Below are 11,441 nucleotides of genomic sequence, written 5' to 3'. Positions count from 1 at the left end.
GCAGGTGGGACGTCAGAAGGCCTTCTGAAGGCTGAGGCGTCTCGCCTTTCGCTCGCGCAGCCCAACAAACACGACGTGCGCGATGCCCGCGCATGCCAGGATGACGAAGCCGAACGGAACGACGGCTGCGAACACGTAAGCTATCTTTGTCGTTGTCATTGGCCTCTCCTTGGAGGCTGGTGGTTCTGATGCGACAAAACATAGCAGCAAGTGTTTGCAGTCCCGCTCACGCGGTCATGACAAATGTCATCGCGATCTTTGCGATCCGGTAACTCGTGGTAAATGCGGAGTTAACGTCTGACGCTCCTGGGAGGCCGCTACAAAGGCCTGACGATCAGGGGCATTCCACCTCTTGGGCGCAGCGTGACGCGGCTCACGGGCTCAGGTAAGTGGCGTCCATCCCATTCGAACCGCATGCTTCGCAATAAAGTGGCAAGGATTGCCGTCGCCTCGAGGATGGCGAAGGACGATCCGATGCAAACGCGCTGACCATATCCAAAGGGCATGAACTGGGTGCGCGGATAGCGGGCTTCGTTCTCCGGCAGAAATCGATCCGGATCAAACCGGTCGGGATCTTGCCAGAGCAACCTGTGGCGATGAACGATAAAGATCGGAATGACGACCAGTGTGGGGCTTGGGAGAAACTTGCCTCCGAGGTCCATGTCTCCCGCCGTAACGCGCGTCATGACTGGCGCGGGAGGATAGAGCCGCAGCACCTCTTTCAAAACGCGCGTCGTAATGGGTAGTTTGCCGATCGTTGCGGCATCGATCCGCCCCGTGCCGATTACGGCATCGAGTTCTTCCCGCACACGCTGCTGCCATTCCTGTGCTCGGGCCAGAACGTAGAGCATCCACGTCAAGGCTTTGGCCGTGGTTTCGTGGCCCGCAAATAGGAACGTCGCGAGATTGTCGGCGATAAGTTCATTGGGCATCGGCTCGCCGGTATCTGGATCCTTCGCGGCGAGCATTCGCGCGACGAGGTCGGAACCCGTGCCGCCTTCCTCGCGGCGCTGGGCAACGAGCCTTCCGACAATCGACCGGAGTTCGGCGGCCGCGCGCCGCATTTTGCCTTTTCCTGGATGCCAAACGTAAGGAGGAAGCTGCAGCAGTGATGCGGCGACTTCCCAGGAGATTGGATCGAGATAGGCGCGGCCGGCGCGCTTGATGATGTCGCCGTCGCGTTGGCTGACGCCCGCTAAAACCGTGCGCGCAATGATCGCGAATGTGGTGTCCGTCAGGTCTTCTTCGACATTGGTGACGAAGGCGTTTGGTCCACGCGATCTCCAGCGCATCACGCAATCGACAGCAGCGTCGGCCATCGTCGGAACATAGCCGAGGAGTTCTGCGTGCCGGAACGGAGGGCTTGCGATCCTGCGCTGCCAGCGCCAGCTCTCGCCCTGTGCGGTCAACAGGCCATTGCCGATGATCGGAGTCAGGACGCGGCGATCGAGTCGCGTCTTTGGAAACTGCTCGGCGTTCTTGAGAAGGATATTTTCGAGGAGGGCCGGATCGGTCACCCAGGCTACGAGCGGACGCTTGCCGCCGTAGGTGACGATGGGCTCGTGATAGACGGCGCGCGGAATCGCCCGCAGAGGATTGCGGACGAAGCGGCCTAGAAATGGAAGTAGGGGCAGTGGGCGCGCGGACGGCGTGACCGTCGGCGGGTAGAACGCAGTCGTCATCATGTCGTTACTCACGTCACCATATTGCGCCGGCGACGAAGTACGTAGTGAGCGACTGCGCCGCTATCTAGGCCGATGCCTTCTTTGCGCGGGCCTGACCGGCAAGCTTCTTCAGACGCGTGCGGACGCCAGCGGTGTTGCCCTGAATACGGCTCTGGGCGGGGCGAGGAATGGTGCGCTTGGCCTTCTTCTTCTGCTTTTGAACATTTTTGAGCGACGTCTTAGACATGAAACAGGCCTCGAGAGGTGGGAAGGTAATGAATCAGGCTGCGCCCTGACGCAGCATTGGGCCGATCCTCTACGGGATCGCGCCTGTTCGTGCAAGCACGGCGGTCATTTTGCGGCCGAATGGCCGGATTCGAGCTAGTGCAGGAGATAATCCAGCCCGAAATAAGTGGGTGCGATGACGCCCGCCGCCCAAATCGCCGCCGATAAGACATTCACAAGCTGGAATTGCCATTGCGGCATTGAGTACATCCCGGCAACGACCGGAATGATCGCCCGTACGGGCCCGAAGAAATGCCCGAAGAAGACGCCGAGCGCTCCCCATTTCGCAAAAAAGGCCTCGCCGCGGTTTACCAGTTCCGGATTGCGATTGAACGGCCAAAGCTTGTGGATGTCGTCCTTGTAGTAGAGGCCGATCCAATAGGAGAACGCGTAGCCGAGGGTGCCGCCGATACTTGCGGCGATGATGGCTGGCCAAAGAACGTCGAGGCCCACGCCGCTTTGAGCGAGCAAGGCGGAAATTCCGATCAAAATGGCGGTGCCGGGCCAGATGATGGATAGAAAGCAGAAGCTTTCGAGAAATGCGACGGCGAACGCAATGGGGGCTGCCCAGCCTTCGTTCGCTTTCACAAACGTGATGATCGCATCGACAAAGTCTTGCACGCTCATTTAGCGACTTTCACTTTGGAAGTTATGGTCAGCGTGCAGGCCAGATCGGCCGACGTTCGTGTGCCCTGTTCCGGCCAAATAAGAAGCCAATTTGCAGGTTCAAGTCTAGCGGCACCGGCGCGTCATTTCCTGCGTGAGTTCACGGGAAACTTCGCGCGCGAGCATCGCTCCGCGTGCAATCTGTCCTGTGGTCAAGCCGAGGTAACCGCCGCCGCTCAGGGCTGACGGACCGCGATCGGCTTCTTCCTTGCCACGCGCCAGTTCGTTGCAGTTCAGTTCCTTGCGCTTTCTGCTGAAGGCCATGAGCCGGACGCCGGAGGCGTATTCGTGCGGGCCTGCGGGTTGGTTCACCCAAGCGCGAGACTTATCCGCCATATAGGAATCGAAGACCATCTTGCGCTGGCTGATGCAGACATGGCTGTCGTCGACGCACTTCAATCCGAGCGCCGGATCTCCCAATGCCGCTTCATTGCCCGCACAGCCGGCAGCCACAAATGTGACGGCGAGCAGAAAGGCCACGGCAGTATTCAATTTTCGGGGCGGCGGTGCATATTCGAATTTATGCAAGGTAATTTCCGTTTTCGTTTCCCTCTGGCGGTAGAAACCCACCATGGCAGGCTCGTGACGAACGGGGGTCTAAGATGCGGCCCGTGTCAACCCACTAGCCGGATTCGCCGCAGAACTGCATCTCTACGCCTAAGATCGTCCCATAGGAGCCTACGACATGCCATTTGCAGTCCGGATACACGCCACTGGGGGACCGGAAGCCTTGGTCTACGAGGAAGTGACTGTTCCCGACCCGGCTCCTGGCGAGGTGCGCCTTCGGCAGCGCGCTATCGGCGTCAATTTCATCGATATCTACTATCGGAATGGTCTCTACAAGTTTCCGAAGTTGCCGGCGATTCTGGGTTCAGAAGCGGCGGGCGAAGTCATTTCGGTAGGGCGCGGTGTCGATGGGTTCAAGTCCGGCGATAGAGTGGCTTACGCTGGCCCACTCGGCAGCTACACCGACGAGCGGACTGTGCCGGCCGATCGGCTGGTGAAGTTACCGGACGGCATTTCGTACGAGACGGCTGCAGCTGGGCTGCTGCAAGGCATGACGGTTCGCTATTTGCTGCGCCAAGTTTATCGGGTGGGGCCCGAAACGACGATGCTGCTGCATGCGGCTGCAGGCGGTGTCGGTCTTATTGCGTGTCAGTGGGCGCATGCGCTCGGCGCGACGATCATCGGAACGGTGAGCTCGGACGAGAAGGCGGAGCTCGCCATGGCGAACGGCTGCACCCACGTTATCAATACAAAGCGCGATGACTTCGTCAGCGGCGTGCGCGAGTACACGCAGGGAAATGGATGCGATGTCGTCTACGATTCCGTCGGCAAGGACACCTTTCCGCAATCGCTCGATTGCCTGAAGCCGAGAGGCCTTTGGGTGTCATTCGGCAACTCGTCCGGGCCTGTTCCGCCGTTCCCGCTTACGGCGCTGAAAGGGTCCCTTTTCGCCACGCGGCCGTCGCTTTTGGCTTATACGGCAACACCTAGAGAACTTCAGGAAAACGCTGCAGAACTCTTTGAGATGCTGCTCAGCAAACAAATTCGGATCAGCGTCAATCATCAATACCCGTTGAGCCACGCCGCAGATGCGCACCGAGATCTCGAAGCCCGGCGGACGACGGGCTCGATCATTCTCATTCCCTAAGGAGTGATATGCAGGACGACGGAGACGACGAGCCGATCGCACTTTATTTTTGGCCGACGCCGAACGGCTTGAAGATCTCGATCATGCTTGAAGAGCTTGGCGTGCCTTACGAGGTCAAATTCATCGACATCGGCAAGGGCGAGCAATTCGCGCCGGAATTTCTGGCAATCTCGCCCAACAATAAAATTCCAGCGATCGTCGATCCTGACGGCCCTGATGGTCAACCGCTCGCGCTTTTTGAAACGGGCGCCATTCTGCAATATCTCGGCCGGAAGTTCGGGGCCTTCTACCCATCGAGTGAAAGGGCGAAGGCGGAGGTCGATGAATGGCTATTCTGGCAAGCGAGCGGACTCGCTCCCATGGCTGGGCAGTGCAATTACTTCCGCAATTATGCGCCAGAGAAAGTGCCGTACGCGATCGAACGCTATACGAAGGAAGTCGCGCGGCTGTTTGGGGTGTTGGATAAGCGGCTGTCCGATCGCCCGTATCTCGCGGGCAAGTATTCGATAGCGGATATTTCCAGTTTTCCGTGGGTGCGGATCTGGAGGGTGCTCGATCAGGACATTGGCAAGTTTCCCAATGTCGAGCGGTGGCTCGGAGACATTGGTCAGCGTCCGGCCGTCATCAAAGGTCTAGCTGTGAAGAAGGCGTAAAGTGGAGCAGCGAACTATTCGCCGCGACCGATGAGGCTTTCGGGATCAACGGTCCGTCCGGTGACTTTTTGGAAGGCCATGGCGCTCAGCACCTTGTTCGACTGTACGTGCCGAAGTGCTTCGGATGGCTCGCCGGTCCGGCCAATTAGAGGCTTCCCCGCGGGCTCGTCGTCCGATAGGTCTGACAATCCGATGTAGGCGGGGTGTGACCCTTGCTGTGCGCACCCTGCAAGCAACAGAAACCCCGCAGCCGCCAACGAGCGGCAGACTACTGACTGAACCATCATCCCTCAATCAGGCTACGAGCAGCCTGAACCCTCCTTAAGACCGACTTTCGGCCCACATTTTAAGGTTACCAGCACGCGGCTGAACCCCGGCTGAACATTCGAACCCCGTCGTTCGATCGAGCCGCCGCGGGACCCCTTTTTGAAGCATGGTTAGGAATTGGTAGCAACCCTTCTTAAGGTCCGATCAACAGTCGTCGCAGGGCGGGCAAAATGTTCCGAATTCGGTCAGAAGGTAGCTGAGCGTAAGGCCATTTTAGCGCGCGGTTAAAGCAAATTTGTTCGGCCTTTTACGAGTTTTCATTCATCCGCTGCGATGGTTTGGAGGCGTTCATCGATTGCGAGCGCGTTGGCTTTACCGCCTTTCGACATGAAGAGCGCGTGGCGGTTTTGGAGTGTTTTCACATGGCACGCATGGACGTGTTGTCGCGTCAGTTCGATTACTCGGCTCAGGGCGATCAATCGGATGCCTTCTTCGAGCTTGGGCTCAGCTTCTCCACGGGACGCGATGGAGCGATCGATCTCATCCAGGCTCATAAGTGGTTCAACATCGCAGCAAGCCGCGGCAACGACGAAGCGAAGCGCTACCGGTCGGAAGTCGCGAGCGACATGAGCAAGGCCGAGATCATCAAAGCCCAAAAGCTCGCGCGCGAGTGGCTCGTCTCGGTTCATTGAAGCCACTTTCTTGAAGGACTGAGCGCGCCGCTTTTCTTTGCGGCGTCAGCAGTTCGAGAAGAACGACGAGAGGCACTTCCAAGAACTCTTGGCGGCGCCACTAACCGCCGCTCCGGCTTTTCCGAGCGCGGTGCTTGCCGACTTTGCGGCTTCGCCTGCGGACTTCTGCGTATCGCTCAGTCCGGTGCCCGCTGTTTTTGCGCTTTTCTCGACCATTTCCTGCACGGTCTTGGGCGGTGGCTCATTCGTAACCGCGTCCTTGGGCTGATCGGGGGGCGTTCCGGCCGGTTCCACCTGCATCGCAGGTGAGGGCGCTTCGAGGGGTTCCGTAGCGGACGGTCCTTCGCCAGCCTTGGTGAGGTCAGGAGCGCCGTGCTGGGGCTGATCTTCCGATCCTCCGTCATCGAGCACCGCTGGAACAGGAAGCTCTTTGCGTTCGCCTGGACACGGGGCGGTCATCGCCCGGTCTATCGAGCAGCTCGAGTGCGCGCCGGACTTGGCGAGAGCCGTAATGCAATAAAGCTTCCCGACGGTGTCGATCGTTGCGCTCGACGTGCCGTTGATGACGCAGGCGTAGCTTGCGTCGGGCCCGGAGCATTTGACGCACAGCTCGGACGCGTTCCCGGCAGCCGATCCCAGGAAGGCCGAAATCGCGATACTCAACTGTATTTTGAAGCAAGCGCGCACGGCTCAGCCCGTCCCCGATGTCCGTATATTGTTTTCAGGACACTAGGACGACTTTGGGGCGGCCGCCAGCGGTGGCTCAATCACCACTGTGCATTGTCAGGTCGTGTCTTGCATTGCGCTGGCGCGGCCTCTATAGGGGGCACTCGCCCATTGATTTGGGGAGACGTGGCCGAGTGGCTGAAGGCAACGGTTTGCTAAATCGTCATACGCCCTAAAGCGTATCCAGGGTTCGAATCCCTGCGTCTCCGCCATCCATCACTCATTGCGCACATGGCTGGAATTCAAAGTCGGCGCCGAAAGCGGTGTCCTTCTTGAGCATTTGGCTTGAGCATTTGGCGTCACACCCGATCATCGGGCGTTCGCGAGCTTGGTCTTTGCCTCACGGACATGCAACGCGGCGCAACACGGATCACGCAGCTGAGTAGCTCGGCACTTCCTCAGGGGCTCACCCGCTACGATCTGCTCGGGCCCGGTGGCGTCTCGGAAGAAGAAATCTCTATGAGATTGCCGTCCGGATCCCGGCAGTAGACGGAGCAAATCTTGCCCATTGCACCGCTTTTGGTGACGGGTCCGAGGACGATCTCAACGCCGTTCGCCGATAGATGATGCGAGACCTCCTCGGGGGAGTAGTTGGTGAGAAAGCAAAGATCGCCGCTGCCCGTTGCAGGATGTTCCGCAGTGAACCATTCGACTGTGCTGGCATTGATCGGACGAAGATTGATCTTTTCGGTGCCGAACTTCACGCTGGTTCTGGGCGTGCCACCGTTCGGTTGATCCTCTTCGCGCGTCATGCCGAGTACGCGCTCATACCAATCTGCGGAAGTTTTGACATCGCGTACGTTCAAGACAAAATGATCGACGGATATGACATTCAGCATTGCGTTGATCTCCTGCAATTCGGTGCATTTGCCATACGTTAGAAGTCCAGACAGATCTTGCCGAAGTGGCGTCCCCCTTCTTGCAAGCGGAACGCATCGGCGATTTCGGCGAGGCCAAAGCTGCGGTCGATCACCGGTCGCAAACCTATCGTATCGATAGCGCGAATGAAGTCCTTTTGGTCGCGACGGCTGCCAACGATAAGGCCCTGCAGACGCGCCTGCCTTGCCATCAGTAACGCTGTCGGAACGTTGCCGCCGAGGCCCGTGAGCACGCCGATCAACGCGATGTGTCCGCCGATTGCGACCGACGCGATGGATTGTGGAAGGGTGCCCGGTCCGCCGACTTCGACGACGTGATCGACGCCTCGTCCGCCCGTCAGCTCGCGAACCCGTGCGCTCCACTCAGGGACGGATTTGTAATTGATAAGATGATCAGCACCGAGTTTGCGCGCGCGTTCGAGCTTTTCGTCGGATGACGACGTGATAATAACTTCCGCGCCCATAGCCTTGGCGATTTGCAGGGCAAAAATCGATACGCCACCGGTGCCTTGCACGAGCACCGTGTCGCCGGCCTTCAGATGTGCGTCGACCACGAGCGCGCGCCAGGCGGTAAGTCCGGCCGTCGTGAGGGTGGCGGCCTCAGCGTGGCTGTAGCCTTTTGGTGCGTGGGTGAACCAAGTCACCGGACACACGACGGTTTCGCGCGCATAGCCATCTATGCCGTCTCCCGGCGTGTCGGAGAAGTTATCGACCTCGGGCGGACCATCCTGCCAGAGCGGAAAGAAGCAAGAGACGACGTGGTCGCCCACTTTGAATTCGCTGACGCCTTCGCCAACGTCTTCGACAATGCCTGCGCCATCGGACATCGGAATCCGTCCATCGGCTGCTTTCCATTTTCCGGAGACGACCAGGTAGTCGTGAAAATTGAGCGAATTGGCATGAAGGCGGACGCGGAGCTGGCCTGGTCCGGCTTTGCCCGGATCTTCAATGTCGACGAGGGCAAGATTTTCCAGTCCGCCCGGCGCAGTGATTTTTATCGCTTTCATGTCATGCATCCCGTCTTCGACACGGCATTCCCCCAAATTATTCGGCGCCGGTACGGTCTCTTAACAGCGTCATGTCGCCGAGTGTGCAGAAATCGCGATACGCTGTTTCGCGCCGATGCTGAGCGGGAACAATCGAATTAAATTTCGAAGTCTGCCGAACGGAACGGTTCAGCACTTAGGGCCAAATCGGATGTCGCAATGTCAGGGGCATTTCGTCAGGGGCGGTTCAAGTCATAGTCAAGAATTAATCGAGGCCGCCGGCTCGGAGGCGGCATCACCAAGTCAAGCGCCTATACCAAGAGCGATCGAGCCCGAGCGGGTCTCGACGCTGTAAATTCCGAGAAACGTCTCGCCTTTGTGGACGCCGGTCGTCAGCCAGCCGTTTATCTCGAAGGTGAAACCTTCCGCCATTTCCTCGATGCGCGCGATCGATGCATCTGTGGCATCGCCCTCAAGAACGAAGTGAACCTGTTCCCTGTCCGGCGACGCGAGCGCGGACCGCAGAGCAGGTTTATCGGGACCGTCGACAATCTTCAGGATTTTTCTGGTCATGACTGACACTCCGCAAAAAAGCTCCCTCCATCTGAACTGAATTTATCTGGAGTGGTTCCTTACAAAGCGGAGCTTCAGGCATCAGCCAGCTTCCGCCGTTCGCTGTGTTTCGAGTTCTGCGGGCGTGGCGGGCGGCGGTCCGAACATATTCTTTGCGCGCCGAACCTTGCCCGACTCCTCGGGCAGAATTCGATCGACGAGTTCGACGTCGAAGTGAATGACGTTAGCGAGGCCCTCTGTCGTAATCGACTGTTGGATGTACTGGCGGAGCTTTTCGGCAGACAGCGTTTCGCCCGGCAAGGGCGCGGCGCGCAGAACGAACCGGTTAACGCCGGTCTGAAGAAACTGATGTTCGGCAAGCCTCGTCTCGTTGTGGAGTGCGAGGAGAAATACATAATACGGAAGATCGCGGATCTCGCCATTGACGTTAACCCAGAACTGATCCTTCGATCGTCCTTGGACCGCCTGCACGAGAGGCAAGAGGCTTCCGCATTCGCATGGTTTCGCGCTGATCGTGACGATATCGTCGATCTCATAGCGGATGATCGGCTGGGCCAGATTATAGAGGTTGGTCAGGAGCACCTTGTTTCCGGGGCTGCCGTTCGGAACGGGCTTGCCGTTTTTGTCGACGACTTCGAGGAATGCGAGCTCGTCGTTGAGATGGCTGCCGTGCGTGGTTTGGCATCCGCACGTAAGCGCCATGCACTCGGCCATGCTGTAGACGTTGGTGATATGGACACCGAAAGCTTTTTCAACCCGTTGCGCGATGGGCTCCGGAAGCGGTTCGCTGATGTTGTTCATCTGTTCGAGATCGCCCCGGAGCTTCAGCCGGCCTGCTTGAAGTTCACGCGTGATCGTCTCGAGAGCGCTTGTGTAGCTGGTGATGAAGTTCGGCTGAAATTCATTGAGCTTCTGCACGAGCACGTCGGGCGGATCGAATACGGAAAGGCGCTGCAACTTGAGAAAGCGGCGAGCACGCTCGGGGAAATAGTTGAAGAACGTGCTGCTCGGGTAGAAGCCCGGTTTTTGCGTGACGATCGAAAAGCGCGCCGGATTGAACAGGCGCTGAAGGTGAGGGAGAAACCGGCGGCTGACTTTTTTGCCGCGCGCGAACTGCGCGGCGAAGGTCGTCAGGATTGCGGGCTTGTCTTGAACGATGATGGCCGGTTGACCTTGGCTTCCCGAGGTATGGCAGACGGCGAATTTGTCTTTGTAGTAGGCGCCGACGTTTGCCGGGTCGGCCATGAAGCTTTCAATTTCGGCGCGGCGCAGTTCGCGGTCCGTAAAAATATCGTCGAGGTTCGCCATCATGTCGGACTTCGTGAGGGTCGGAAGATCGGTGATGGCGCACGTCTTCAGATCGATGCCTTGGAACTTCTTTCGATAGTACGGGGAATTGTCGTAGGCATATTGCAGAAGCTTACGGAAGCGTTCTTCCTTGGCCTTTGCTCGAGGTTCAATGTCCTCGGGACGAGGAGGGAGAAGTGAGCGGATGGCGAGGGCCAGCTTCACCTGATCGTAAGCGGCAGTGAGAAAACCTCTCATCTGAGACATGCCTTTGAATTGGTTTCTGAGGTCATAGATCCGCGGAAGCGTGGGCGAAAGATGTTCACTGAAATCGCGAACGCATCCTGGTTTTTCAAGGATTGTACACTCGTCCTTTGAAGCGGCTCAGCCCGCGTTCGGTGGTCCTCCCGGTTGCAGGCCGGGAAGCGGACCGGGGAGAGAAGCTTCCGCCTCAGCCTGAAGTTCCGCTTCATGGCGTTTTAAGTAAACAAAGATCGTAATTGCTATGGCCGCTGCGATTGTCAGCCCGATGGCGCCAACCGGTCCCTGCAGCGCGTGGATGCTTCGTCCTAACGTGTAGGCGGAAATTCCCACGATGCTTGCCCAGATAAATCCGCCGAGAGCATTGGCGACGAGAAAGCGGGGCCAAGCCAATTGATTGATGCCGGCCAAAAGGGCTGCAAGGAACCGCAGGACCGCGAAAAAGCGGCCAAAGAAGACGATCTTCCCGCCGTACTTCTGGAACAGATATTGCCCGAGTTTTATGCGGCCCTCGGTCAAGCCGACGTAGGAGCCGAATTTGACGACGAGCGGATATCCGAATTCCCGGCCGATGAGATAGCCAATGTTATCGCCGACGATAGCGCCGATGGTTGCGGCGGCTATAACCATGGCGATGTTGCCGTCATGGGTCGCGGCATAAGCTGATGCGAGGATCAAAATCGCTTCGCCCGGCAATGGGACGCCCAGGCTTTCGAGTCCTACGATGACGGCGACGGTCCAGATGCCGTACGTCTGAAATAGGTGATGCAGCTCATCAGGTGAGATCAAAAGCCATTCCTTTTTCGCGTTCGGAGCAAAAGTGGCTCCTCGTGATGACTGCGGTAATGC

Annotated in this window: 15 protein-coding genes and 1 tRNA gene; 4 read left to right on the top strand and 12 right to left on the bottom strand. The window is 58.3% G+C overall.

The annotated features are described in order from the left end of the window. Nucleotides 1–12: 12 nt before the first annotated feature. The 5 genes from G359_RS20805 to G359_RS14900 all read right to left on the bottom strand — a co-directional run bounded on the left by G359_RS20805 (nt 13) and on the right by G359_RS14900 (nt 3,095). The gene (locus G359_RS20805) at nt 13–159 is read right to left on the bottom strand and encodes a hypothetical protein (RefSeq protein WP_197077588.1); all 147 of its coding nucleotides are present in this window, start codon (nt 157–159) and stop codon (nt 13–15) included. A gap of 158 nt (nt 160–317) precedes the next feature. Further along, a complete protein-coding gene (locus tag G359_RS14910; RefSeq protein WP_245280050.1) occupies nt 318–1,685 on the bottom strand; it encodes a cytochrome P450 in 1,368 nt (455 codons plus the stop codon). A 64-nt stretch (nt 1,686–1,749) separates the two neighbouring features. Then, the gene (locus G359_RS20800; RefSeq protein WP_197077587.1) at nt 1,750–1,911 is read right to left on the bottom strand and encodes a hypothetical protein; all 162 of its coding nucleotides are present in this window, start codon (nt 1,909–1,911) and stop codon (nt 1,750–1,752) included. A gap of 134 nt (nt 1,912–2,045) precedes the next feature. Next, entirely contained in the window at nt 2,046–2,576 is a 531-nt protein-coding gene (locus G359_RS14905) for a DedA family protein (RefSeq protein WP_045836766.1), read from the bottom strand. Nucleotides 2,577–2,681: 105 nt separating this feature from the next. After that, complete coding sequence (locus G359_RS14900; RefSeq protein WP_245280049.1) at nt 2,682–3,095, bottom strand: hypothetical protein; 414 nt, start codon at nt 3,093–3,095, stop codon at nt 2,682–2,684. Between the two features lie 205 nt (nt 3,096–3,300). Between G359_RS14900 and G359_RS14895 the strand changes: the two genes are divergently transcribed. Together G359_RS14895 and G359_RS14890 are read left to right on the top strand one after the other, a co-directional pair. Further along, nucleotides 3,301–4,269, top strand: coding sequence for a quinone oxidoreductase family protein (locus tag G359_RS14895; RefSeq protein WP_045836765.1), 969 nt, complete (start codon nt 3,301–3,303; stop codon nt 4,267–4,269). 8 nt (nt 4,270–4,277) lie between these two features. Next, complete coding sequence (locus tag G359_RS14890) at nt 4,278–4,922, top strand: glutathione S-transferase N-terminal domain-containing protein (protein WP_045836764.1); 645 nt, start codon at nt 4,278–4,280, stop codon at nt 4,920–4,922. A gap of 14 nt (nt 4,923–4,936) precedes the next feature. Here the strand turns inward: G359_RS14890 and G359_RS14885 are convergent, their stop codons facing one another. Then, the gene (locus G359_RS14885) at nt 4,937–5,206 is read right to left on the bottom strand and encodes a hypothetical protein (protein WP_156150887.1); all 270 of its coding nucleotides are present in this window, start codon (nt 5,204–5,206) and stop codon (nt 4,937–4,939) included. A 405-nt stretch (nt 5,207–5,611) separates the two neighbouring features. Here G359_RS14885 and G359_RS14880 point away from each other — a divergent pair, with 405 nt between their 5' ends. Next, nucleotides 5,612–5,881 carry a sel1 repeat family protein gene (locus G359_RS14880; protein ID WP_045836762.1) on the top strand — a complete coding sequence of 90 codons (270 nt, stop codon included), beginning with the start codon at nt 5,612–5,614 and terminating at the stop codon, nt 5,879–5,881. Between the two features lie 45 nt (nt 5,882–5,926). Here the strand turns inward: G359_RS14880 and G359_RS14875 are convergent, their stop codons facing one another. Continuing rightward, on the bottom strand, nt 5,927–6,544 hold the full coding sequence (locus G359_RS14875; protein ID WP_245280048.1) for a hypothetical protein: 618 nt from the start codon (nt 6,542–6,544) through the stop codon (nt 5,927–5,929). Nucleotides 6,545–6,727: 183 nt separating this feature from the next. Here G359_RS14875 and G359_RS14870 point away from each other — a divergent pair. Next, nucleotides 6,728–6,819, top strand: a tRNA-Ser gene (locus tag G359_RS14870). Between the two features lie 201 nt (nt 6,820–7,020). Here G359_RS14870 and G359_RS14865 read toward each other — a convergent pair. From G359_RS14865 to G359_RS14845, 5 genes are all read right to left on the bottom strand, one after another. Continuing rightward, complete coding sequence (locus G359_RS14865) at nt 7,021–7,446, bottom strand: VOC family protein (protein WP_045836760.1); 426 nt, start codon at nt 7,444–7,446, stop codon at nt 7,021–7,023. A gap of 38 nt (nt 7,447–7,484) precedes the next feature. Further along, nucleotides 7,485–8,492, bottom strand: coding sequence for a zinc-dependent alcohol dehydrogenase family protein (locus G359_RS14860; protein WP_045838064.1), 1,008 nt, complete (start codon nt 8,490–8,492; stop codon nt 7,485–7,487). A gap of 282 nt (nt 8,493–8,774) precedes the next feature. Then, complete coding sequence (locus G359_RS14855) at nt 8,775–9,044, bottom strand: hypothetical protein (RefSeq protein ID WP_045836759.1); 270 nt, start codon at nt 9,042–9,044, stop codon at nt 8,775–8,777. A gap of 81 nt (nt 9,045–9,125) precedes the next feature. After that, entirely contained in the window at nt 9,126–10,589 is a 1,464-nt protein-coding gene (locus G359_RS14850; RefSeq protein ID WP_045838063.1) for a phenylacetate--CoA ligase family protein, read from the bottom strand. A gap of 126 nt (nt 10,590–10,715) precedes the next feature. Further along, a complete protein-coding gene (locus G359_RS14845) occupies nt 10,716–11,381 on the bottom strand; it encodes a DedA family protein (protein WP_052699399.1) in 666 nt (221 codons plus the stop codon). Between the last annotated feature and the right edge of the window lie 60 nt (nt 11,382–11,441).

Source organism: Hyphomicrobium sp. 99 (assembly GCF_000384335.2).
In the GTDB taxonomy this organism is placed as follows: domain Bacteria; phylum Pseudomonadota; class Alphaproteobacteria; order Rhizobiales; family Hyphomicrobiaceae; genus Hyphomicrobium_B.
The sequence above is the reverse complement of the archived record's forward strand: the minus strand, read 5'-3'. Positions and strand labels throughout refer to the sequence as shown.